Here is a 22815-nt window from a genome sequence, read left to right on the forward strand (position 1 = left end):
TCGCCGCATCCCACGAGGCGAGCCTGCCATTTTACGCCACTGATAGTGACGTCAATTGACAGGACCTAAATTTCGTGACACTTCGAGTGCCATGATTTTGAGAAGGTCACGCATGACGGACACACGCAGCTACAACAGCCCGCTCCGGGAACAGAAAGCGAGAGAGACCCGAGAAGCGATCTTGAACGCTCTCTATCGGCTAATGAGCGCTTCGAGCATGCCGGACGAGATCACCATGGAGGCGATCGCAACCGAAGCCGGCGTGCAGCGGCGCACGGTATTCCGTCACTTCCCCACCAAGGATGACCTCCTGACCGCCTTCTGGCCTTGGTTGAACGAATTGATGGGCGCGTCCATCGCACCGGAAGATGTCGGAGACATCGTCAACGGGCCGCAGCAAGCCTTTCCGCGTTTCGATGCGCATGAGGCGGCCATCCGCGCTTCACTGCACTCGCGCACCGGGCGCGACATGCGCACCGGCATGGTCGCCAGCCGGCGCCTGCGCTTTGCTGGGGCGCTCGCCCCCGTCCTTTCCGACCTATCGCCAGCTGAGGTCCGGAGGGTCGAGGCGCTGGCGCACCTGCTCTACTCGGCCTCCGCCTGGGAGGTTCTGAAGGATTATGGCGGTCTCACCGGCGCCCAAGCCGGAGAGGCCGCCTCTTGGGCGCTCAATACGATCCTGTCCGCGGTCGCTTCGGGTTCATTGCCGCGGACATAATGTCAAGACAAGGAGAATGGCCATGAGCATACACGTTACCACCATGCAACAAGGCGAGACGCGCTGGGTCGTCGGCGACCGCATACGCTTTCTGGGCGGTCTTGCGGGATCGAACCTCGAAGTTCTCGAGGTGGAGATACCACCGGGTTCCGGCACACCGCCGCACAGCCACGCCTCGCCGGAACTGTTCTATGTGATCGACGGCGAGGTCACGATCCGGCACTTCGCTGCCGGCAAGCCGCCGACGGCAGTCTCGGCTGGAGCGGGAACTTCGGTGCGCATCGACGGCCACGCGCCGCACAACTACGCAAACGAGAGCGGCAAGCCTGCGCGCATGCTGGTGCTTATCGAGCCATCGATGACCGCCTTCTTTCGGGAGATCGGAACGGCCGAGCCCCAGGCTACGCCGGATTTCGCCCGCATCGGCGCGGCCATGCGGCGCCATGGCATAGAAGCCCTTCAAATGGCCTCCTGACGCACTGGCCGCTCTCACTTCCTTTTCAGTGGGAATAGAGCACAACTTCGCTAAGCAGCTACCCTAGGCTGCTCGAAAGGCGTCCCGCCGCCCCGGCGGGACGGCCTTTTCTGCAAGCCACGGCCGCGCTCCGGGAACACTGAGAGAGAGGTCGACCGGTTTGGGGCCGATGCGGACCTACTCGCCGCCAGTTACGCGCTCACAAGTCTCATAATGGTATCGATATTAAACTCTAAGCGCTCATTGAGGGCGCCTTTGTCCATCAGGTCGCGTTCGAAAATAATCGAACCTGTGAAGCGATTTGTCAGATAATAATATCCGATCGCGGCAATCGTAATATTCAATTGCACAGGGTCGATCCCCGCGCGAAAATCCCCGCTACTGACGCCCCTATCGAGTATGCTTGAGACCATGGCAACGAATTTACGGCTCGCAGCCTTTATCAATTCAGACTTCTTCACATGCTTTGCTCTGTGGAGATTCTCACTGTTTACGAGGGTAATAAACTCTGGATTTTTCAAGTAATATTGCCACGTGAAGCGGACGAGGCTCTCAAGAGCCTCCTTGGGCTCCAAGTCATCGAGATGGAGTTTCTGTTCGGCCGTTCGAATGTCGAGATACGCATTTTCAATGACGGTTTGAAAAAGATTATCCTTACTGCCGAAATAGTGATAAATCATGCGCTTGTTGGCTTTTGCCTTCGCCGCGATGACGTCAACGCGTGCACCGCCGAGGCCATTCTTGGCGAAATCGCTCTTTGCCGCCTCCAATATGCGAAGCTTGGTTGCTTCAGCGTCCCGCAGTCGTCTCTTCTTAGCGCCATTCTTTGATTTTTCGGGCGTGGCGTCCACTTCGGCCGCTCCTTTGATTGCCGGTTCCGCTCGCAGGCGGCGGTGCTGATGTCGCTGAAAGTCAGTTCAATTGGACGAGAAGTCAACAGGCCATCGCTCGCGCGGCTGCTTGACTCGCACATCGTTAGAAAGTAACTAGATGGTGCATTAGGCGACCGGGAGGGCGAATTGGACCGCCAGGCATCTCGATTGCCCGATAGAGGCCCGCGACCCCTGCGGGCCGTTGCCAAATGGGAGGTAGCATGTCGACTTTCATCAAGGATTTCATCGAGCGCGAGACCATCAACCGGCGTAACTTCCTTCTCGCCACGGCTGCGGGCATAGGAGCGATGGCGGCGCCGTCCGCCTTCGGTGGCGGCACCGCCCGCGCGGCCCTCACTGACCCCGCGATCGCCTGGTCCTACCGCGACCGCGCTTCGGCTTATTGGAATTCGATCGTGTCGGGCGGCGAGGCGTTCGTGGAATCTCTTGGCAAGCCGAAGGATTCCCTTGTTTCGCTGATCAATGAGGGCTCCTCCGAAAAGTCGCTGGCCGACATCAAGGCCTTCCTGGCCAAGACCGGTGGCAAATGCGCAATCGCCTGCGACGCCAACGACAGCCCGAACGCCCGCCCGGTGGTCGAGGCGGTGCGGGATGCCGGAGCCTATATTTCCACCATCTGGAACAAGACCGACGACCTGCACCCGTGGGACATCGGCGACAACTACGTCTCGCACATGACCTGGTCGGACGAAAAGCCGGCCGAGCAGACGGCGCGCATCCTGTTCGAGGCCATGGGGGGCAAGGGCGGCGTCGTGCATCTGGGAGGCATTGCCGCCAACAATCCGGCGATCGAGCGTTTGAACGGATTGAAGAACGCGCTGAAGGAGTTTCCCAACATCGAGCTTCTCGATGCCCAACCGGCAGATTGGGACACAACCAAGGGCACGGAGCTGATGGCGTCTTTCCTGACCCGTTTTGGCGACAAGATCACCGGCGTCCACTGCGCGAACGACAACATCGCCTATGGCGTGATCGAGGCCCTGCGCGCCGAAGGCATCGAGGACATGCCGATTGTCGCCTATGACGGCAACCCCGAGGCCGTGAAGCTGGTGATGGATGGGAGGCTCCTGGCGACCGTCTTCACCAATCCGCACTGGGGCGGCGGCATCACCGCAGCGCTCGCCTATTATGCCGCGACCGGCGCCTTCAAGCCCTCCGAGGAGCCGAAAGAGCATCGCGAATTCTACGGCCCGACGATCCTCATCACGAAGAAGGACGCCGCGGACTTCAAGGCCAAATATCTCGATTCCGTTCCCGCCTATAACTGGAAGGATTTCTGGGGGCCGAGCAACGGGCAGATCAAGTACAAGTGATACGAAGCTCGATCGGGCGGCCCGGAAACGGGTCGCCCTCCTCTACGACGGCACGCTTGGACGGGAGGCCGAAGTTGCCACGCATCTTCACGCGGGAGAACGCGATCCGCTGGGCACCCTTTCTGGTGCTTCTCGCGCTCGTAGTGCTGTTCACGGCTCTAAACCCTTCGTTCCTGTCACAGCGCAACTTCGCGCGCATCGCGATCGCGGCGGCGCCCGCGCTCATGGTGGCGGTCGGCGTGACCTTCATCATCGTGATGGGCTCCATCGACCTCTCCATGGAGGGTGCCGTTTCCCTGACGGCTGTCCTGTTCTGCTTTGTGATGCTGGCGCTCGGCGGAACGCTCGCGTCGGGTGGCTGGATCGCAATCCCGGTCATTCTCGCCGTCGGGGCCGCGATCGGCCTGGTAAACGGTCTCATTCACGTCAAGCTGAAGATACCATCCTTCATGGCGAGCCTCGCGCTCGGGTTCGTCGGCACCGGCGCCGCGATTCTCCTGACCGGCGGCGACATCGTCAAATTCAACGATCCGACGTTCCGCGCCCTGCTGACGTGGCGTATTCTCGGATTTCCGCTGATGGTCTATGTCGCGGGCCTGTGCCTCGCCCTTGCCTGGCTCATCCAGGCCCATACCCGCCTCGGGCGCTATTTCTACGCGGTTGGCGGCGGCGAGGACCTTGCCCATGCCTCGGGCGTGCAGGTGCAGCGGGTGCGGATGGCCGGGTTTGCGCTTGCCGGCTTCTTTTATGCCATAGCCGCGATCCTGCAGGTGGCGAAGCTCGGCCAGGCGGAATCGGTCACCGGATCCAACTTCATGTTCATGTCGATCACCTCGGTCGTGGTCGGCGGCGTGGCGCTCTGGGGCGGCATCGGTGGGGTATGGAACACCCTCGTCGGCGTCCTCATCGTCGCCGTGATCAACAACGGCATGGTGGTCATCGGCCTGCCCGACTTCCTGCAAGCCGCCGTCCTTGGGCTGCTCGTCATTATCGCTGTCATCCTGTCGACGGACCGGCGCTCGGTCGCATTCGTCAAGTGAGGGCGCCATGTATGAACTGAGAGCGGTCGAAAAGAAGTTTCCGGGCGTCAAGGCGCTCAAGTCCGTCGACTTCTCCATCAGCCGCGGCGAGATCGTCGGGCTGGTGGGCGAGAATGGCGCCGGCAAATCCACGCTCATGAAGGTGATTTACGGAGCCTACCAGCCCGATGGCGGCGAAATCCTTATCGACGGCAAGCCGGTGCGGTTCAGCGGCCCCCGCGATGCGATGGAAAGGGGCATCGGCATGGTGTTCCAGGAGCAATCGCTGATCACCAACCTGTCTGTGATGGAGAACATCTTCCTGGGCTATGAAGACCAGTTTTCGCGTTTTGGCGTGGTCAACTGGAAGGCGATGGCCAAAGCCGCCAGGAAGCAGCTCGCCAAGGTCAAGCTCGACATCGATCCGCGCACGGTCACCTCAAGTCTTTCCTTCGCGCAGCGCCAGCTTTTGGAATTGGCCAAGGTGCTGACCCTGGAGGAACGGGTACAGGGCCATCTCGTCGTCCTGCTCGACGAGCCGACCTCGGTGCTGGCGGAGGAAGAGGTGAAGCTGTTGTTCAAGCTCGTGCGGGAGCTGACGACGCGCGCATCGTTCATCTTCGTGTCCCATCGCATGGATGAGGTAATGGAGCTCTCCGACCGCATCTATGTGATGAAGGATGGTCACGTGGTCGACGTCGTCTCGCGCGGCGCGGCGACACCGGAGGCGATTCAGCACAAGATGGTCGGACGCCATGTCGACAGGGAATATTACCGGGAACAGAAGCAAAGGCCCTACGACCCGACGAAGCCGCTGGTCGAGCTGTCGGATGTCAGCCTGCCCGGGCGGGTCCGCGACATCTCGCTTACGTTGCATGCCGGCGAAGTGCTGTGTCTGGTCGGCACCGAGGGTTCCGGTCGCGAAGCGATCCTGCGAACCATATACGGCATGTACGCGCCAACCAAAGGCGTCTTGAAAATCAAGGGCAAGACGGTTTCCAGGCTGACCACCCAAGACGCAGTGGAGCGCGGCGTCGGCTATGTACCGCGCGAGCGCAAGATCGAGGGCATCGTCACCGGCATGAACGTCTACGAGAACATGACGCTCTCGCAGATGCCGCGTTACGCGCGGATGGGCTGGCTCGACGTTGCGAATGAGCGGGCGCTTGCCAGGAAATGGATCGGCAAGCTCGCCATCAAGGCAAGCTCCGAATATGCCGATTGCGGCAATCTCTCCGGCGGCAACCAGCAAAAGGTAGTGCTGGCCAAATGGCGGTCGGGCGGCTCCGACATCATGCTGCTCGATCATCCGACTCGCGGTCTGGACATCGGCGCCAAGGAGGATGTGTACGACATGATCAGGGAGATGTGCGACGACGGGGTCGGCGTCGTCCTGGTCGCCGACACGCTTGAAGAGGCGATCGGCCTCTCCCACACCATCGTCGTCATAAAGGACGGCGAGATTCAGAAGCGCTTCGACTGCGTGCCCGGATCCAAGCCGACGCTTTACGACCTTCTGCATTACATGATCTGAGAAACCTTCATGGACATCCAGCGCCTCAAGCCGCACTTGCCCTGGATCACCCTGTTGATCCTGGTCGCGATCGTCGGCACCGCCGATCCCAGCTTCCTGAAGCCAGCCAACCTGCTGAGCCTTGCCGGCGACATCGTGCCGCTGTTCATAATGGCGCTGGGCTTGACCTTCGCCATCTACATTGGCGGCATCGACCTGTCGGCACAGTCGATGGCGAACATGATCACCGTCGTCGCCTCGGTCTATCTGGCGCCGCTGGGGATCTGGGTCGCGGCGCTCTGCATTCTTGCCGGGCTCACGCTGGGAACGATTTCCGGCTACCTGACCACCCGCATGTACGTCCCCTCCTTCATCTCCACGCTGGCCGTCGGCGGCGTCTGCTTTTCGGTGGCGCAATGGCTGTCCGGCAACCGCGCTCTCAACATGGATGCCACCCAGCGCAATGAGACGTTTGGCTGGATGATCGGTCGAACCGGCATCGTACCGCACGAGCTCTTTATCGCGCTGGGCCTGCTGGCGATCTGCCTGATCCTAGAACGGCGCACGATTCTCGGCCGGGCGCTGAAGGCCGTGGGCGCCGGCGAACTGGCCGCGGCCGCGTCCGGCCTCAACGTTGCCCGCTACAAGATCCTCGCCTTTGCCATATCCGGAGCGCTGGCCGCGGTGGCCGGACTGCTTTTTTCCGTCAAGCTGTCGGGCGGCGCTCCGACGATTGCCAACGGTTTCCTGTTGCCCGCCATCGTCGCGGTGCTTGTCGGCGGAACGCCGCTGACGGGCGGCGTCGGCGGTGTGCTCAACACCGCGATCGGAACGCTGATCGTCGCGGTCATCCGCGCCTCGATGCTCTACTTCGGCATCGCGGCGACGCAGCAGCAAATGGTCTTCGGTCTGGTGTTGATCGTCGCGATCGCCTTGACCATCGACCGCTCCAAGCTCCGTACTGTGAAGTGAGACGCGCCATGGCAACAATGCGCGCCGCCGTTCTGGCCGCTCCGCACCGTTTCGATCTGCGCGAGGTGGCCATTCCGCAGGTCGGCCTCGACGACGCCTTGATCCGCGTCTCGCGGACCGGCATATGCGGCACCGACATCCATATCTTCAACGGTCACTACGCCGCCGACCGACTGCCGCTGGTACCTGGCCACGAGTTTGCCGGGACCGTCGCCGCGACGGGCGCGCATGTGAAGCACATCAAGCCCGGCATGACCTGTGTCGCGGATGTCAATATCGGTTGTGGTGAATGCTATTGGTGCCGCCGCAACGAGATCCTGAACTGCCCGTCCATGACGCAGGTGGGCATCGGACGCGACGGCGCATTCGCGGAATATGTGTGCGTGCCGGCCCGGCTTGTCATAGCGGCTCCGGACAATGTGCCGGCTGAGGTGCTTGCCCTTACCGAGCCAGTCTCTTGCGTGGTGCGCGCCGCGCGCAAGGCACGCGCAACCTTCGGCCAATCCGTCGTCATTCTCGGCGCTGGGCCGATCGGTAACCTTCACGTCCAGATGATGCGCCTCTGCGGCGCCGCGCCAATCATCGTCGCCGACCTGTCCAAGGAGCGCTGTCGCCTTGCCCTTGAGGTAGGTGCGGATGCAGCGGTTGCCGATCCTGCCCGGCTGAAGGCAGAGGTTCTGGCCAGGACCGGCGGACGCGGGGCGGACCTGGTGATAGAGAGCGTCGGCTCGCCGCGGCTTTATGAGCTCGCATTTCAACTCATCCGCAAAGGCGGCCATGTCGCCTTCTTCGGTCTCACGGGGCCGCAGGATACGGTGCCGGTCGAAATCCTGCGCACGATCCTCGAGGAGAACAGTGTCAAGGGCTCTGTCGCCGGCATGGGGGAGGATATGCATGATGCGCTGACGCTGCTGTCGCACGGGCGCTTTCGCACCGCGGCATTTACGCGCTCGATCTTCCCCCTCGAACAGATCCAGCAGGCCTTCGAGACCCTGGCAGAGCGGCCTAAAGATCTGAAGACGCAGATCGTATTGAACTGAGAAACAGCCGGCGCGCCTCCCTGGGATGGCGGGCGCAAATGGCTGGCGCACCGCTAGAAACGGAGGCATCCATGCTTGATCTCACTGACCGCTTGACCCTGCCGGACGAACCTCGCGAATTCGGGTTCTGGTCGGATGGATCGTGGCGCAAGGGCCGTGCGATGTTCGAGCGTCGATCCCCAGGCCACGGCGTGTCGGTGACGCTTACCCCCAAATGCACGGTGGACGACCTAAATGCTGCCGTGACCGCAGCGCGTCGCGCACTTGAGGACCGCCGGTGGGCGGGATTGCCCGGAGCTGACCGGGCGGGTGTGCTGCTGAGGACTGCAGAGATTCTGCGCCGCCGTCGCGACGAGATCGCCTATTGGGAAGTCCTTGAAAATGGCAAGCCTATTTCGCAGGCGCGTGGCGAAATCGACCACTGCATTGCCTGCTTCGAGGTCGGGGCCGGCGCCGCGAGGCTATTGCACGGCGACAGCTTCAACAGTCTCGGCGACAGCCTCTTCGGCATGGTGCTGCGTGAGCCGGTCGGCGTGGTCGGGCTCATCACGCCCTGGAATTTCCCCTTCCTGATATTGTGCGAACGCATTCCCTTCATCCTCGCCAGCGGATGCACCGTTGTCGTCAAACCTTCGGAGGTCACGTCCGCAACCACGCTGCTGCTTGGCGAGATCCTTTCCGAAGCCGGTGCGCCGGACGGCGTCTATAACGTTGTCACCGGCTCGGGCCGGACGATTGGCCAGGCTCTGACAGAGCATCCCGACGTCGACATGCTGTCTTTCACCGGATCGACATCAGTCGGGCGCTCATGTGTCCATGCGGCCGCCGACTCGAACTTCAAGAAACTCGGCCTGGAACTGGGCGGCAAAAATCCGATCATCGTCTTTGCGGACAGCGACCTCGAGGACGCAGCCGACGGCGCGGCTTTCGGCATAAGTTTCAACACGGGCCAGTGCTGCGTGTCGTCGAGCCGCGTCATCGTCGAGCGCTCGGTCGCTCGCGAGTTCGAGGAAATTCTCGCCGCCAAGATGGCTAAGATTGTCGTCGGCGATCCGCTCCAGACGAAGACGCAGGTCGGCGCCATCACGACGGAGGCGCAGAACTCAACCATCCTCAACTATATCGACAAGGGCAAGGCCGAGGGGGCAACTCTTGTCACCGGCGGTGAGACCCTGGACCTCGGCGGCGGCCAGTACATTGTGCCGACGCTGTTTTCTGGTGTCACTCCGGGAATGTCGATTGCACGCGACGAAATCTTCGGGCCCGTCCTGTCATCCTTTCACTTCGACACCGTCGAGGAGGCGATCAATCTTGCCAATGATACCGTGTATGGCCTGGCTGCCAGCGTGTGGACGAAAAACATCGACAAGGCGCTTGTCGTGACGCGGCGCGTGCGGGCCGGCCGGTTCTGGGTGAATACGATCATGGCAGGAGGTCCGGAGATGCCGCTTGGCGGATTCAAGCAGTCCGGGTGGGGACGAGAAGCAGGAATGTACGGGGTGGAAGAATACACACAGGTGAAGTCCGTCCACATCGAAGTCGGCAAGCGCTCGCACTGGATCAAGTGATGATGACAGGTTTCGACTATGTGATCGTCGGGGCCGGCTCGTCGGGCTGTGTGCTTGCCGCGCGCCTCTCCGAGAACCCGGCCGTCAGGGTCTGCATCATCGAGGCCGGCGGCAAGGACAGCCACCCCTACATCCATATGCCCGTTGGCTTCGCAAAAATGACCACCGGGCCGCTCACCTGGGGGTTGGTGACGGCACCGCAGAAGCACGCCAACAACCGCGAGATCCCGTACGCGCAGGCAAAGGTGCTTGGCGGTGGTTCCTCCATCAATGCCGAGGTCTATACGCGTGGGCACGCAAGCGACTACGATCGGTGGGCAAATGAGGAATGCGCGGACGGCTGGGCGTACAACGACGTCCAGAAGTATTTTCTGCGTTCCGAGGGCAACAGCATCCTTTCGGGCAGCCTCCATGGCACTGATGGCCCGCTTGGCGTGTCAAACATACCCGATCCGAATGTGGTTTCGCGCGCATTTGTCCAAAGCTGCCAGGAATACGGGCTGCCGTACAATCCGGACTTCAATGGCGCGATGCAGGAAGGCGCCGGAATCTACCAGACCACGACCCGCAACAACCGCCGTTGCTCGGCCGCCGTGAGCTACCTTAAGCCCGCCCTGGGACGCTCGAACCTCACGCTGATCACCGGGGCGATGGTCCATCGCATCGTCTTCGAAGGTAGACGGGCGGTTGGCGTCGAATATTCGGTTGGCCGCTCGCGGATGTTCGTCAAAGCCGAAAGCGAGGTTCTGGTGACCTCAGGTGCGATCGGCACTCCGAAGCTGATGATGCTGTCCGGCGTCGGTCCCGCCGGCCATCTCCGCCGCCACGGCATCGAAGCGATTCAGGACCTTCCAGGCGTAGGGCAAAACCTTCAGGATCACTTTGGCATCGACATCGTGGCCGAGTTGAAGGGCCATTATTCACTGGACAAATACAACAAACCGCACTGGATGCTTTGGGCCGGCATCCAGTACACGCTGTTCAAGTCCGGACCGATAACATCAAACGTGGTCGAGGGGGGCGCCTTCTGGCACTCGTCTGCAACCCGCCCTGGCTCGGTTCCGGATCTGCAGTTCCATTTCCTGGCGGGAGCTGGCGCGGAGGCGGGCGTCCCGTCGGTCCCGAAAGGTTCGTCGGGCATCACCTTGAACAGCTACGTGCTGCGACCGAAGTCCCGTGGAACCGTAACGCTCCGCTCGCCGGACCCGCGCGACAATCCAATCGTCGATCCCAATTTTCTAGCTGACCCGGACGACCTAAGAGTGTCGGTCGAAGGCATCAAGATCAGCCGGGAGATCTTCAATCAGCCTTCGCTGAGCAAATTTATCAAAAAGCTCTGCTTCCCTGACACAAGCGTGCGCTCGCAATCAGACTACGAAGCCTATGCACGCCGTTACGGCCGCACCTCCTATCACCCGACCTGCACTTGCAAGATGGGAAAGGACACGATGTCGGTGGTGGATCCCCAACTGCGGGTGCATGGGCTCGACGGCATTCGCATATGCGACAGCTCGGTGATGCCCTCTTTGATTGGGTCAAACACCAATGCGGCAACGATCATGATCGGCGAGCATGCCTCGGACCTCATCCGCGGTAACCGCTAGAGGTGACAATCGAGTCTATTGGGGCCGCGCCAAGGCCAGCCGATGTCCTCATACCTTATGCGTCAAAATCCGGCGCATAAGGTATGAGGCGCTTGCCCACGATGCGGTAGCCGGTGGCATTGAGAGCGTCTATCTTCGCCATGTCGACGGAAGACAGGGTGAAGTCCATCACATCGAAGTTCGCCCTGATGTTTTCGGGCCTTGTCGACATGGTATTGATCGCGAGGCCCTTCTGCAGAATCCAGCGCAGCACCACCTGCGCAGCCGACTTGCCGTAAGCGGCGCCGATTTCGCCAAAAAGCGGATACTTGAAGACCTCGCCACGCGCCACAGAGCAGTAGGAGGAAAGCGGGATGCCGGTCTCGTTTGCCGCTCGCAACAGCCTGCCTTGGTCCAGAAGCGGGTGGAATTCTACCTGGTTCGTGACGAGCGGCAAGCCGACGATGTGCTTTGCCTGCTCCATCATTGCCGCGGTGTAGTTCGAGATGCCGATATTGCTGGCGAGGCCGCGATCATATGCCTGACGCAGCAACTCCAGAGACAGTCTGATATCGCCCCCTGGAGTGGGCCAGTGGAGCAGCAGGACATCGACCCGATCCAGCTTCAAATTCCGCAGGGATTGCTCCACGGACGGCATGAAACGCTCCTCGGTGAAATTCTCGACCGTTACCTTCGTTGTGACGCAGAGCTCGTCACGGGAAACACCGCTCTTCGCCAAGGCCGTGCCGGTGTCGGCTTCATTGCCATAAGCCTGAGCCGTATCGAAGGCGCGGTATCCCGTTTCGATTGCTGCCGCAATCGCATTGCGGAGCGCATCGCCTTTGAGCGGAAAGGTTCCGAACACTCTCTGGTTCGTCTTCTGGAAAATGACGTTCATCGAAATCCTCCCACGCGTTATCGCCACCCCTGAGCTTGCCTTGAAAGTCGCAGGCGGCTATATCATCGATATAACTGTTTAGTTACTTAATGCCAAGCTTTGTGGAGAAGAAACGTGAGCAAGGTCAGATCCGCAGCGGAGGCTGTCGCCCAGATTCGCGACGGAGCGACTGTCGCGGTCAATTCTTCGTCCGGTCTGCTTTGTCCGGACGCTGTGCTTGAAGCGCTCGGCAAACGCTTCGCGCTGGAGGGAGCGCCTCGCAACATCACCACCATCCATCCGATCGCCGCCGGCGACATGTTCGGCACCAAGGGGGTCGATCACATCGCCCTACCGGGCTTGCTCAGCCGCATCATCGGCGGCTCGTATCCATCGGGGCCGACCAATGCCGAGCCGCCGCTGATCTGGCAACGTATCCTTGCCGAGGACGTGGCAGCCTGGAACTTCCCTTCCGGGGTCGTGTTCGACATGCTGCGCGAGGGCGCGGCGCACCGTCCGGGCGTGCTGACCAAGGTCGGCATGGACACCTTTGTCGATCCGGCGCTTGAGGGCGGAGCCATGAACGCCGCGGCGCGGAAATCGCCGATCGTGCAGCGCGTGGAATTCAACGGCGAGGCGTGGTTGCACTTCCCTGCCCTCAAGCCGGACGTGGCGATCATCCGCGCGACCACGGCGGACGAGAATGGAAACCTCACTTTCGAGCAGGAGGGGGCGACCCTCGGCGGGATGGAGATGGCGCTCGCGGCACGCAACTGCAGCGGCATCGTCATTGCGCAGGTCAAACGCATCGCAGCCCAAGGCACATTGCGACCGCATGATGTGCGGGTCCCCGGCATCCTGGTGGATTTCATCGTCGAGGCGCCAGACCAGCTGCAGACCACTGCGACCGCTTATGATCCTGCAATATCGGGAGAATTGTTTCGGCCGCTCCAAACGTTCCGGACGCCGGAATACAATGTCTCCAAGGTCATCGCACGCCGCGTCGCGCAGGAGCTTCGAGCGGGCTGGGCGGTCAACATCGGCTTCGGCATCTCCGCCAACGTGCCTCGCATCCTAATGGAAGAAGGCCTGCACGGCGCCGTCACCTGGGTGATCGAGCAAGGGCCGGTGGGCGGCGTGCCATTGCTCGACTTCAAGTTCGGCTGCGCCTCGAACGCGGAAGCCTTCGTCGCCTCCCCGCACCTTTTCACCTACTTCCAGGCCGGAGGCTTCGACTGCTCCTTGCTGTCGTTCCTCGAAATAGGCTCCGACGGATCCGTCAACGTCTCGCGTCTCTCCTCGACGCCGCATCGGACCGCCGGCGCCGGCGGCTTCGTGGACATCACCTCGCGAGCGCGTAAGATCGTGTTCTCTGGCAACTTCAATGCCGGCGCGAAGATGCGGCTGGAGAACGGAAAGCTGGTCATCGACAAGGAAGGTAAGGTCGCCAAGATCGTCGCGAAAGTGGACCAGGTCAGCTTCTCGGGGGTTCGCGCACGCGCCCAGGGCCAGGACGTCACCTATGTGACGGAAAGATGCGTCATCCGTCTGGCGACCGACGGCCTGGTCGTCACCGAAATAGCGCCCGGACTGGACCTTGAGCGCGACGTCCTGCAACAGGCGACATCACCCCTCTCGGTCTCACCCCAACTGAAGGTGATGGACGAGGCACTGTTCCAGGACAAACCATTGGGCCTTCGGCTGTGAGCGACCCGCGCCTGGATCTGAGCATCGACGGACCGGTCGCGCGGCTGACCATCCGCAGGCCTGAGAAGCTCAACGCGCTTGACGCGGCGATGGTCGATGCGCTCGTCCCGCTGTGCAGGGCGGTGGAGCGCTCCGCGGCGAAGGTTCTGATCGTGACCGGCGAAGGCGGCAGGTCATTCTGCGCGGGCGGCGATGTTGACGCCTGGAGCGCACTCGACCCGGCGGAGTTCGCGCGCCACTGGATCCGCGACGGTCATGCCGGCTTCGACGCTCTCGCCAGACTCTCGCAGCCGGTCATTGCCGTCCTCAACGGTCATTGCCTCGGCGGAGGCTTGGAGCTGGCTGCCTGCGCCGACTATCGGATCGCGGAAAGCCACGCCCGCATCGGCCTGCCTGAAACCAGCCTCGGGATCATCCCCGGGTGGTCAGGAACCCAGCGCGCGGCCCGTCGTTTCGGCCCGCAGCTTATCCGGCGCATGTCGATCTTCGGTGAGGTCTATTCCGCCGGCGAGGCCCTGAGACTGTCGCTTGTCGATAAGGTCGTCGACAAGGGGCGCGGGATGTCCGCGGCCGAGGACCTTGCGGCGGTCGTTGCAGGCAGGTCCGCTACCGCCGTCGAGCTCGCCAAGATGCTCATCAATGCCGTTGAAGGCGAAGAGCGTGAGCGCGTGCTGGACGCCCTTGCCGGACGTATTGCAGCCAGCAGCGAGGATCTTCGGTCCGGTCTCGAATCCTTCCATAAGAAAAGCCGGCGGCCGAGAGACTAGACAAGTCTCGGGGCGATCTGAGCGCGGTAGAAGTCTGGTTCGAAGGTAGCGGCGGACCACACAACGATCTTCTACCTGGGTTGTCCCGTGTCCAGCCTCTGTTTTCAACAAACGGATCGGAAACGCTCCACGCAGGCGTCCAGCACCTCTCCGGGATCGCGCCTCCACCAGTTCTGCGCTGAGAACACCTCCACCTCGCACGGCCCGTCATAGCCGGCCGCTTCCACCGCAGCGCGGATCGCCTTCAGGTCGGCCACACCATCTCCCATCATGCCGCGGTCGAGCAGAACGTCGCGTGTCTGTGCCAGCCAGTCGCAAAGATGATAGCCGAAAATGCGCCCCGGCCCGGCCCGCAGCAATTCGTCGGCCAGCGTGCGATCCCACCAGACGTGATACACATCGACCGCGACGCCCACATTGGGCGCATCGATGGCGACGCAAAGATCGACCGCGTCCAGCATCGTCACCAGGCAGGACCGGTCGCCCCCATAAACCGGATGCAGCGGCTCGAGAGCCAGGCGAACGTTTCTGGCCGCCGCGTAGGGCGCCGCTTCGGCGACCCTATCCGCAACCAGCTTGAGGCTTTCGCCGATGCCTTTCGTTCCCGGCTCCACCCCACCGGCGACGACGGTCAGGACAGGCGCGCCGAGGCCCGCGGCCATGTCGATTGCGGCGCGGAAATCGTCCATGATCGCTTTGCGGCCGGGCAGCGCCAGGGGGCCGGTGAGATAAGGCGCGCGGCACAAGCCGACCACATTCAGGCCGGCCGCGCGAACCTGCTCGCCTATCTCGACGGCGCGGCCGCCGATCTCGCGACGCCAGAAGACAATGCCGCGCAGGCCACGCTCAGCGCATGCATCGAGCACACGCTCGATCGACCAGCCTGTGCCGTATCCGTCGAGATTGTGGCCAAGCGTCGCCGTGTTCAGCGCCAGGGCGGAATGATCCTTCGCAAAATCGCGCATAGTGCTAATCAGAGACCGTAAAGGGCAAGCAGCTTGCGCATGCGCCCGGCTGCGAGTTCGGGATCTCCAAGCAGGCCGCATCCGTCGGCCAGCTTGAACACCTCGACGAAATAGGCCAGCGGCCGCATCGACTGCGCGCCTCCGAGCATGATGAAATGATCCTGGAACCCGTTCAGCCAGGCAAGGAAGACGACCCCCGTCTTGTAGTATTGGGTGGGCGCGCGGAAAATCAGTCGCGCGAGCGGCAAGGTCGGATCCAGCGCCGCGTGGAATCCTTGGGTGTCGCCCCGGCCGAGCCGGTCGATGGCGTAGGCTGCAGCCGGTGCCAAAGGATCGAAGATACCAAGAAGGGCGTGCGAGAAACCCTGCTCGTCGCCCGCGATCAGCTCCGGATAATTGAAGTCGTCACCGGTGTACATCTTGACGCCGGCGGGCAGACGGCGGCGCATTGCGATTTCCTTCTCCTTGTCAAGGAGCGAAATCTTGATGCCGTCGATCCTGGCGGTGTCATTCTCGATGATTGCCAATACCGTCTCGAGCGCATCCTCGAAGCGGGCAGCTCCCCAATAACCCTTTAGGGCCGGATCGAACATTTCCCCCAGCCAGTGCAGGATGACTGGGCGGTCGCAGCGCGCGAGCACGTCGCCATAGACCGATACATAGTCGTCCGACGAACGCGCCACGGCCGCCAGCGCCCGGCTGGCCATGACGATCAATCTGCCGCCGACCTTCTGAACGGCCTCGATCTGTTCGAAATAGGCACCGCGGACATCGTCGAGCGTGCGTGCATCGGCAGGTCCGAGCTGATCGGTGCCGGCGCCGTTGAAGACGAGCGCGTCCGGCAGCTCCTTCCTGGTCCTGCTGATCAGCTCCAAGGCCGAAGGCCAGTCGAGACCCATGCCACGCTGCGCGGTGTCCATTGCTTCAGCGATGCCGAGACCGAGCCCGTGAAGGTGGCGCCTGAATGCCATCGTTGCCTTCCAGTCCATGGAGGCGGAGCCGCCGGGATCGCTGGCGCTGAAAGGATCCGCCACGACATGGGCCGCCGACAGAACGGTGCGTGGCGCATCGGGGGACAATCGCGCGGCCGGAATCGTTTTGCCCTGAATCCGGTAGTCGGAAAGTCTGCCCGTGGTATCCGGCAGCTGGATGATCATGGCGTTCTCCCTCTGCGCCGCAGTCAGAACCGCGGCACCAACATGCCCGCATCGACGGCAATGACATGGCCGGTCGTATATGGCAGCTCACCTGTCGCGAGCGTCGCCATGACGCGACCGACATCTTCCGGCTGGCCGAGACGCCGGATCAGTGTCAGCCCCTCCTCGTCGATGCGGCGCCGGTAAGTCTCGCTGACCGCCTTGGTCATGGCCGTTTCGATTAGGCCGGGCCTGATGTCGTAGACAGCAATGTTCTCGCGGCCAAGGCGGACGGCGAAGACCTGGCTGACCATCGCGGATCCGGCCTTCGACACGCAATATTCGGCGCGCGGCTCCGCCACCGCCGTGGCATTGGAGGAAGAGACATTGATCAGGCTGTAGAAGCGACCGTCGTCGCGCTTGCGGGCAACCAGCCGCCTGGCCCAGCGCTGCGACAGGAAGAACTGCGCCTTCGTGTTGATTGCCTGGCAGCGGTCGTAGCTCTCCTCCGTCACGTCGAGCGGGTCGCCGCGCGAGATGACCGACACGCCGGCATTGTTGATCAGCGTCGACAGTGGCCCGATGGCAGCTTCGGCCGCGTCAAGCATACGCTCGTGGCCGTCCAGATCGGCGACGTCGCCCGCAACACGCGCGACCGGAACACCGAGCGCCGCGACAGCAGCTTCGGCGGACTTCAATTCCTCGTCGTCGACCGGACCGTTGAGCGTCACGCCAAATCCGCGCCGGGCGAGCTCCAACGCCGTCGCCAAGCCGATGCCGCGGCTCGATCCGGTCACGAAGGCCGCATGTCGCGACCCGGCCGTCACGCCCGGGCTCCGTGCTTGAGGAGCTCGCGGGCGATGATCATGCGCTGGATCTGGTTGGTACCTTCATAGATCTGCGTGATCTTGGCGTCCCGGTAAAGGCGCTCGACCTCGAAGCCACGGATGTAGCCGGAGCCACCAAAGACCTGTACGGCGTCGGCGGTGCGCGCCACGGCTATGTCTCCCGCGAAACATTTGGCAATCGAGCAGGCTTTGGTTGCGTTTTCCCCCGCATCGATCTTCTCGGCGGCGCTGCGAACGAGCAGGCGAGCCGCCTCGATGTCCTTCGCCATATCGGCAAGCAGCCATTGCACGCCTTGAAAGTCGGCGATGGCCTTGCCGAACTGGCGCCGCTGCTGCGCGTAGTCGACCGCCGCCTCGAGCCCGGCTTGGGCGATGCCGACGGCCAGCGACGCAATGCCCACTCGTCCCTTGTCCAGGACGCTCATCATCATGTGGAATCCGCGCCCTTCTTCCCCGAGCAGGGCTTCGGGGCCCAAAAGCACATCGTTGAAATTGAGCGCGCCGACTTGGCTGGCCCGTTGGCCCATCTTGTGTTCCTTCGGTCCCCGCTCGACGCCTTTGGAGTGCAGGTCGACGATGAAGATCGACATGCCGCGATGGCCCGCATCCTTGTCGGTGCGCGCCAGCACGAAACCGACGTCGGCGACCGGCGCGTTGTGGATCCAGATCTTGCCGCCGGTCAGTCGCCATCCGTCCCCGTCGCGCGTCGCGGTGGTGCGTATTCCGGAAACATCGGTGCCGGCTTCCGGCTCGGTGATGCAGTAGGCGGCCTTCTTCTCGGCGCGCATGGCCGGCCCTAGCCACTGCTGCCGCTGCGCCTCGGTGCCGTGGTGAACAAGCAAGGTGCTGATCAGCTCGACGAGGCCACACTGATCCGCGACGGATGCATAGCCGCGCGACAGCTCTTCCATCACCAGCGCATATGTCAGTGTGTCGAAGCCGGGGCCACCCATGGCCTCCGGGACGCCGATGCCGAACAGGCCGAGCTCGCCCATCTGCTCATATATCTCGCCAGGGAAACGCTCATCCCGATCGAGCGCCTCGGCAACCGGGCGAATGACGTCCTCGGCAAACTGGCGCGCCATCTCGCGCACCTGCAGCTGCGTTTCGCTCAGCGGCACGATCGACCTCCAGATGTAACTATCTAGTTACTCCTATGCCAGAATCGTCGCCGGCGTCAAGCGGTGGACTTCGCATCGCGATGCATTGCCGTTACAAGTGCTTGCGACGTCGCTCGAGCTCAAATAGCAATAACCGGATGGTTACTAATGGAGGATATTATGAAGCCGTCTGATAAGCGCCTATTCGGCCGGTCTGGCCTCAACGTCACGGCCTTCGCGTTCGGAACCGCCCCTATCGGCAATTTCCTTCAGCCCATATACGAGCAGACCGCGGATGCCATGATCCAGACCGCATGGGATGCAGGCATACGCTTCTACGACACCGCGCCGATGTACGGCCACGGCCTTTCGGAACTGCGAACTGGGCATTCGCTTCGGTGGAAGAAGCGCGACGAATTCGTCCTCGCCAGCAAGGTGGGTCGGGTGCTGAAGCCCGCCAGGCGATCGCAGATCGATTTCGCGCCTTGGTCGAACGCCGCGCCGAACACCATGAATTTCGACTACTCCTATGACGGGACGATGCGGTCGTTCGAGGATTCGCTGCAGCGCCTGGCGCTCGAACATATCGACATGCTTTTCATCCACGACATTGATCGGTTCACGCGGGGCGACGAGCAGCCGGAGGTCTTCCGGCAAGCAATGGACGGGTGCTGGGAGGCCTTGGAGAAACTGCGTTCGGAAAGTGTCGTAAAAGCGATCGGCGTCGGTGTCAACGAATGGGAAGTCTGCTACGAAGCCCTGAAGCAGCGCGACTTCGACTGCTTCCTGCTGGCAGGCCGCTACACGCTGCTCGAACAGGAGGCCCTCGATGGTTTCCTGCCGCTCTGTGTCGAACGGGGCGCGGCGGTTCTGGTCGGTGGAGGCTTCAATTCCGGCATTCTGGCGACGGGTGCCGTTCCCGGTGCCAAATACAACTATTCACCGGCGCCAAAACCTATCATGGAGAAAGTGGCAAAGATCGAGGAGGTCTGCCGCGCGCATGGCGTGCCGCTGCCGGCTGCCGCCCTACAGTTCGTCGTAGCGCACCCGGCCATCCCCTCCTTCTGCGCCGGCACCCGCAATGTCCAACAACTTGAGCAGAATCTCTCTTGGTTCAGTTATCCTATCCCTGGCGATTTTTGGGATGAATTGAAAAAGCGCGGACTGCTGCGAGAGGACGCTCCGGTGCCTGCATGAGCGTCGATGCCCAAGGGAAATCGCTTACAGGCTTCGGGTTGAGCTACGAAGGCGTGGAGATCGGCGACCGTTTCGAGACTCCTGACAGAGAGGTGACGGCGGCCGTCATAGACGGTTCGCAGAAATGACCGGTGACCAGTTCGAAATCCATATGAGCGACGAAGCGGCCCTGCGACACGGCTTCCCTGCCCGTGTGGCGCATGGCCTGCTTGTGCTGTCTCTTGTCGATGGACTGAAGAACAATGCCGTCGCCCGGTTTCGGGCGGTGGCCTCGCTCGGCTGGACGTGGCGGTTTTCAGCCCCGGTGCTCGCCGGTGACACCATCAAAGCCGAGGTAACGGTCGCCGACAAGCGGACCACTCGCAATCCGGCCCGTGCGATCCTTTGCCTGCGTTTCGTCGTTCGCAGTCAATCGGGGAAGATCGTCCAGGAAGGCGACAACCAGTTGATGGTATATCGGCGAGATGCGGGTTGAGAGAACTCATCCCGCCTCATCGAGAAGGGCGCCCCGACCTCTGCTTTCAGGGAACTGCAAGGCTGAACTCAATGTCCGACATCGGGCGCAGAGCTGTAGCTCGTGTTGCCTAACCGAACGTCCGCTTGCTTGCTATGCCTGCCCGAATGCGGTCATTCCGCTTCCCACCCAAGTCCGATCTTGCGACACAATAAGACCGTAGCGTGGAGCGGCCATCCGCTCGCCGCGGATCACCGCTCCAGCGTCAGATTTCAGTTCGTTCTGCCAGGAGCAGCGCGTCCTCGATATCGACACCGAGATACCGCACCGTGTTCTCGATCTTGTTGTGCCCGAGCAGATTTTGGATGGCGCGCAGGTTGCCCGTCGCGTTGTAAATCATTGCAGCCTTTGTTCTGCGCAGGGAATGCGTGCCGTAGTCCGATGTTCGAAGTCCAATTGCAGTGACCCATTCGTCGACCAGACGGGCATATTGCCGCATGCTCTTACGGTGTGCACGGTTGATCCGGCTTGGGAACGCGTGGTCATTCACACTGCCACCGCGCCTCTCCAGCCACGTCAGTAGGCTGGCACGCACATCGCTGGTCAGTTCGAATTGTACAGGACGTCCTGTCTTCTGCTGAACACCGTCACCCGCGTTCGTATCTCCGGCCCCGCTACCAAGTCTCCCGTTTTGATCTTGACGAAATCGCAGCCACGAAGCTTGCTGTCGATGGCGAGATCAAAGAGAGCACGATCTCGCCCCCCTCTTCGCGATCTAAGAAGAAGCGGATTGCCCATATCTGCTTCTGCGTCCGGAGCCGTTTCGTTCCGACTGCGTTTCCCGCATTCCAGGCAACGCGGCCGCGAACTGCTGCATGATAGTGTGAATAGCCCATTTTTCTCCTCGGCCTTGATTGACCGAGCGGGAAACGCAAGGAGGCTGAATCCGGCGGGGCCGATTCCGGATAGTCCGGTTTTGAACAGATTGGCCGACACCGACGTGAGATTTGTTTTCGTCGCCGCCAGTGCCAATTGAACATGTTTGTTCTCCTCGCCTATGCCGCCCTGCTTCATGCTCGATTAGAATCTGCCCGGGGGAGGCGCGAGTGGGACTAGGCAACAAGCGCAACGAAAAATGCTGGTGCGGCTCGGGCCGCAAATACAAGTCATGCCACCTTGGTCGGGAGAGCCAGGAGCCGGTTAAGGAATGGGAGGCCGAAAAAGCACTGCGGGAGGAGTTCCGCTGCCGGTATGTTCGGCGCCGTCTGACTGGCACTCGGATTGCAGTGGGCGCATCGTCCGCGCCCACACCGTACCTCGCGCAGGGAGCCTCAACCGGATCGCACGGGATGGGCACGTCTACACGTCTATGCATTTATACCTTCGATCGAAAACCTCAGCCGTAATAACGGCATTCTCGAACCCGTGCTGCTCGGAGTACGCAACGCCTCGACCTTCACAGGGTTCTGCTCGTTCCATGACGATGCGATCTTTGCGCCGGTTGAAAAGGCGCCGTTTACTGCAACGCCAGAGCAGTGCTTCCTGCTAGGCTATCGGGGCATGGCGCGCGAGCGATACACCAAACAAAGCTCGGCGCGCATGTCGCCGTTGCGACGGTTTGCCGATCGCGGGAAGAGGATCGATCGGCAAGTCGAGATCCAGATGCTCAACGAGTTATTTGAATACGGACTGGCCGTGGGACTAAACGACACACTGGCGCAAATGGACGAGTACTCCGCACGTCTGAAATCAGGCGACTACAGCGATGTACGGGCCTATGTCATTGAAACCGTCGGACCGCCCCCTATTATGTGTTCGGCGGGATGGTTGCCGTCCTCTGACTTTGAGGGAACCGAGCTGCAGGATATTGCCCAGAGCAAACGTCTTGCTGCCATGTCGGTCACTTCCATGTGGGGCGGGGAAAAGGGGTTGTGGCGTTCCAGTGGTTAGCTCAGGACGACGCTGTCTGCCGCGCCTTTGTTGATTCCGTCGTACGGCTCAGCGACGACCAGATTGGTCCGGCGCTGTCAGGTTGATGTTTGAGCACTTCGAGAACGTGCACATCGCGCCTGCATGGTGGGAGGCCCTAACCCTCCCGGTGAGAACCTCGCTCATTAACCGCATGGCACGGTCGGCCAACCCGTTTGTGCCGCAACTCGACAAGCCACTGGTCGACGATGGTCTCGCACTGCCCAAGTGGCCGATCGCTGGCCGGTTCACCGTTGGCTATACTCGCTGAGCGAAAGCCCATGGCTTCCAGCTCAGCCGAGCAACTCAGTAATCGGGTCGTGATAGGCGGACTCTAGCTCGGGCATCCAACGGAACGGCTGGTTTCAAGAAATGGCCGTGGCCGCCTGAATGACGGCCCCATTCCGGTCATTCCAGTGGATGCACTCGAATGGCGACTCGTCGCGCGATTGCGCCCGTTGAACACGCTACCCCGACAAGATACCGGCAACCCTAATCGAGTGAAACTGGCCGGGGTGTCCAGTCCATCGTTACCATGCGGCTGCCCGCGTGGCGTGCTGCGGCTGCGGAGGGTGGCATGGGAGAAGAAGCCTAGCTGGAACAGAGGCCACATGGTTGACCAGAACCCTCCCCTAGCCCCGCGAAGTCTGGAGCATTCGAACAGGCCTGTAGGTGTCAGGCTCGGAAAGAGATCTAGCGCTT

The 22815-nt window shown here is 61.8% G+C and carries 21 protein-coding genes and 2 pseudogenes; 16 read left to right on the plus strand and 7 right to left on the minus strand.

The annotated features are described in order from the left end of the window. Nucleotides 1–112 precede the first annotated feature (112 nt). Nucleotides 113–718 (plus strand): TetR/AcrR family transcriptional regulator, encoded by a 606-nt coding sequence (locus SAZ10_RS15495; protein WP_318610172.1) that lies wholly within the window; start codon nt 113–115, stop codon nt 716–718. A 22-nt stretch (nt 719–740) separates the two neighbouring features. Then, nucleotides 741–1193, plus strand: coding sequence for a cupin domain-containing protein (locus SAZ10_RS15500; RefSeq protein ID WP_318610173.1), 453 nt, complete (start codon nt 741–743; stop codon nt 1191–1193). A 191-nt stretch (nt 1194–1384) separates the two neighbouring features. Here SAZ10_RS15500 and SAZ10_RS15505 read toward each other — a convergent pair whose 3' ends face one another. After that, nucleotides 1385–2044, minus strand: coding sequence for a TetR/AcrR family transcriptional regulator (locus tag SAZ10_RS15505; RefSeq protein ID WP_318610174.1), 660 nt, complete (start codon nt 2042–2044; stop codon nt 1385–1387). Nucleotides 2045–2286: 242 nt separating this feature from the next. On the opposite strand from SAZ10_RS15505, the gene SAZ10_RS15510 reads away from it, so the two are divergent. From SAZ10_RS15510 to SAZ10_RS15540, 7 genes are all read left to right on the plus strand, one after another. Next, complete coding sequence (locus SAZ10_RS15510) at nt 2287–3399, plus strand: sugar ABC transporter substrate-binding protein (protein ID WP_318610175.1); 1113 nt, start codon at nt 2287–2289, stop codon at nt 3397–3399. A gap of 74 nt (nt 3400–3473) precedes the next feature. Further along, on the plus strand, nt 3474–4439 hold the full coding sequence (locus SAZ10_RS15515) for an ABC transporter permease (RefSeq protein WP_318610176.1): 966 nt from the start codon (nt 3474–3476) through the stop codon (nt 4437–4439). A 7-nt stretch (nt 4440–4446) separates the two neighbouring features. Continuing rightward, nucleotides 4447–5952 carry a sugar ABC transporter ATP-binding protein gene (locus SAZ10_RS15520; RefSeq protein ID WP_318610177.1) on the plus strand — a complete coding sequence of 502 codons (1506 nt, stop codon included), beginning with the start codon at nt 4447–4449 and terminating at the stop codon, nt 5950–5952. A 9-nt stretch (nt 5953–5961) separates the two neighbouring features. Continuing rightward, nucleotides 5962–6903 (plus strand): ABC transporter permease, encoded by a 942-nt coding sequence (locus SAZ10_RS15525; protein ID WP_318610178.1) that lies wholly within the window; start codon nt 5962–5964, stop codon nt 6901–6903. 8 nt (nt 6904–6911) lie between these two features. Beyond that, entirely contained in the window at nt 6912–7943 is a 1032-nt protein-coding gene (locus SAZ10_RS15530; protein WP_318610179.1) for a zinc-dependent alcohol dehydrogenase, read from the plus strand. A gap of 71 nt (nt 7944–8014) precedes the next feature. After that, nucleotides 8015–9511 carry an aldehyde dehydrogenase family protein gene (locus SAZ10_RS15535; RefSeq protein ID WP_318610181.1) on the plus strand — a complete coding sequence of 499 codons (1497 nt, stop codon included), beginning with the start codon at nt 8015–8017 and terminating at the stop codon, nt 9509–9511. Further along, nucleotides 9511–11115: a GMC family oxidoreductase gene (locus tag SAZ10_RS15540; RefSeq protein ID WP_318610183.1), complete on the plus strand. Its 1605-nt coding sequence runs from the start codon at nt 9511–9513 to the stop codon at nt 11113–11115. Before SAZ10_RS15535 ends, SAZ10_RS15540 begins: the two co-directional genes overlap by 1 nt. Nucleotides 11116–11170: 55 nt before the next feature. On the opposite strand, the gene SAZ10_RS15545 is transcribed toward SAZ10_RS15540, so the two are convergent. Beyond that, a complete protein-coding gene (locus tag SAZ10_RS15545) occupies nt 11171–11992 on the minus strand; it encodes an aldo/keto reductase (RefSeq protein WP_318610184.1) in 822 nt (273 codons plus the stop codon). Nucleotides 11993–12106: 114 nt separating this feature from the next. Here SAZ10_RS15545 and SAZ10_RS15550 point away from each other — a divergent pair, with 114 nt between their 5' ends. Both SAZ10_RS15550 and SAZ10_RS15555 read left to right on the plus strand, forming a co-directional pair. Further along, nucleotides 12107–13678: an acyl CoA:acetate/3-ketoacid CoA transferase gene (locus tag SAZ10_RS15550; protein WP_318610185.1), complete on the plus strand. Its 1572-nt coding sequence runs from the start codon at nt 12107–12109 to the stop codon at nt 13676–13678. Then, nucleotides 13675–14445: an enoyl-CoA hydratase/isomerase family protein gene (locus tag SAZ10_RS15555; protein ID WP_318610186.1), complete on the plus strand. Its 771-nt coding sequence runs from the start codon at nt 13675–13677 to the stop codon at nt 14443–14445. The genes SAZ10_RS15550 and SAZ10_RS15555 overlap by 4 nt, the downstream gene beginning before the upstream one ends. 104 nt (nt 14446–14549) lie before the next feature. Here SAZ10_RS15555 and SAZ10_RS15560 read toward each other — a convergent pair whose 3' ends face one another. Genes SAZ10_RS15560 through SAZ10_RS15575 form a run of 4 tightly spaced genes read right to left on the minus strand, consistent with a single transcriptional unit; the run spans nt 14550 to nt 18515 of the window. Then, complete coding sequence (locus SAZ10_RS15560; protein ID WP_318610187.1) at nt 14550–15410, minus strand: sugar phosphate isomerase/epimerase family protein; 861 nt, start codon at nt 15408–15410, stop codon at nt 14550–14552. Between the two features lie 8 nt (nt 15411–15418). Further along, entirely contained in the window at nt 15419–16567 is a 1149-nt protein-coding gene (locus SAZ10_RS15565; protein WP_318610189.1) for a dihydrodipicolinate synthase family protein, read from the minus strand. A 23-nt stretch (nt 16568–16590) separates the two neighbouring features. Beyond that, nucleotides 16591–17373, minus strand: coding sequence for a 3-ketoacyl-ACP reductase (locus tag SAZ10_RS15570; protein ID WP_318610191.1), 783 nt, complete (start codon nt 17371–17373; stop codon nt 16591–16593). Next, nucleotides 17370–18515 carry an acyl-CoA dehydrogenase family protein gene (locus SAZ10_RS15575; RefSeq protein ID WP_318610193.1) on the minus strand — a complete coding sequence of 382 codons (1146 nt, stop codon included), beginning with the start codon at nt 18513–18515 and terminating at the stop codon, nt 17370–17372. Before SAZ10_RS15575 ends, SAZ10_RS15570 begins: the two co-directional genes overlap by 4 nt. 159 nt (nt 18516–18674) lie before the next feature. Between SAZ10_RS15575 and SAZ10_RS15580 the strand changes: the two genes are divergently transcribed. From SAZ10_RS15580 to SAZ10_RS15590, 3 genes are read left to right on the plus strand one after another with little or no spacing between them, the layout of a single operon-like run. Continuing rightward, nucleotides 18675–19691: an aldo/keto reductase gene (locus tag SAZ10_RS15580; protein WP_318610194.1), complete on the plus strand. Its 1017-nt coding sequence runs from the start codon at nt 18675–18677 to the stop codon at nt 19689–19691. Next, entirely contained in the window at nt 19688–19819 is a 132-nt protein-coding gene (locus SAZ10_RS15585; protein ID WP_318610196.1) for a hypothetical protein, read from the plus strand. Before SAZ10_RS15580 ends, SAZ10_RS15585 begins: the two co-directional genes overlap by 4 nt. Beyond that, nucleotides 19816–20166 carry a MaoC family dehydratase gene (locus SAZ10_RS15590; protein ID WP_318610198.1) on the plus strand — a complete coding sequence of 117 codons (351 nt, stop codon included), beginning with the start codon at nt 19816–19818 and terminating at the stop codon, nt 20164–20166. The genes SAZ10_RS15585 and SAZ10_RS15590 overlap by 4 nt, the downstream gene beginning before the upstream one ends. A gap of 244 nt (nt 20167–20410) precedes the next feature. Here SAZ10_RS15590 and SAZ10_RS15595 read toward each other — a convergent pair. Then, nucleotides 20411–21041: pseudogene (locus SAZ10_RS15595) on the minus strand (tyrosine-type recombinase/integrase). Between the two features lie 210 nt (nt 21042–21251). Between SAZ10_RS15595 and SAZ10_RS33605 the strand changes: the two are divergent. Both SAZ10_RS33605 and SAZ10_RS15600 read left to right on the plus strand, forming a co-directional pair. Continuing rightward, a pseudogene (locus SAZ10_RS33605) lies at nt 21252–21323 on the plus strand (SEC-C metal-binding domain-containing protein); the annotation flags it as partial. A gap of 103 nt (nt 21324–21426) precedes the next feature. Next, the gene (locus SAZ10_RS15600; protein WP_318610200.1) at nt 21427–22095 is read left to right on the plus strand and encodes a hypothetical protein; all 669 of its coding nucleotides are present in this window, start codon (nt 21427–21429) and stop codon (nt 22093–22095) included. Nucleotides 22096–22815 lie beyond the last annotated feature (720 nt).

Origin of the sequence: Mesorhizobium sp. BAC0120, from assembly GCF_033542235.1 — a bacterium.
Lineage (GTDB): Bacteria > Pseudomonadota > Alphaproteobacteria > Rhizobiales > Rhizobiaceae > JAWRCU01.

Coding starts and splice junctions, on each gene's coding strand:
- SAZ10_RS15590 (WP_318610198.1), top strand. CDS start 19,816: ATGACCGGTGACCAGTTCGAAATCCATATGAGCGACGAAGCGGCCCTG.
- SAZ10_RS15535 (WP_318610181.1), top strand. CDS start 8,015: ATGCTTGATCTCACTGACCGCTTGACCCTGCCGGACGAACCTCGCGAA.
- SAZ10_RS15560 (WP_318610187.1), bottom strand. CDS start 15,410: ATGCGCGATTTTGCGAAGGATCATTCCGCCCTGGCGCTGAACACGGCG.
- SAZ10_RS15510 (WP_318610175.1), top strand. CDS start 2,287: ATGTCGACTTTCATCAAGGATTTCATCGAGCGCGAGACCATCAACCGG.
- SAZ10_RS15580 (WP_318610194.1), top strand. CDS start 18,675: ATGAAGCCGTCTGATAAGCGCCTATTCGGCCGGTCTGGCCTCAACGTC.
- SAZ10_RS15565 (WP_318610189.1), bottom strand. CDS start 16,567: ATGATCATCCAGCTGCCGGATACCACGGGCAGACTTTCCGACTACCGG.
- SAZ10_RS15525 (WP_318610178.1), top strand. CDS start 5,962: ATGGACATCCAGCGCCTCAAGCCGCACTTGCCCTGGATCACCCTGTTG.
- SAZ10_RS15540 (WP_318610183.1), top strand. CDS start 9,511: ATGATGACAGGTTTCGACTATGTGATCGTCGGGGCCGGCTCGTCGGGC.
- SAZ10_RS15530 (WP_318610179.1), top strand. CDS start 6,912: ATGGCAACAATGCGCGCCGCCGTTCTGGCCGCTCCGCACCGTTTCGAT.
- SAZ10_RS15545 (WP_318610184.1), bottom strand. CDS start 11,992: ATGAACGTCATTTTCCAGAAGACGAACCAGAGAGTGTTCGGAACCTTT.
- SAZ10_RS15500 (WP_318610173.1), top strand. CDS start 741: ATGAGCATACACGTTACCACCATGCAACAAGGCGAGACGCGCTGGGTC.
- SAZ10_RS15495 (WP_318610172.1), top strand. CDS start 113: ATGACGGACACACGCAGCTACAACAGCCCGCTCCGGGAACAGAAAGCG.
- SAZ10_RS15520 (WP_318610177.1), top strand. CDS start 4,447: ATGTATGAACTGAGAGCGGTCGAAAAGAAGTTTCCGGGCGTCAAGGCG.
- SAZ10_RS15585 (WP_318610196.1), top strand. CDS start 19,688: ATGAGCGTCGATGCCCAAGGGAAATCGCTTACAGGCTTCGGGTTGAGC.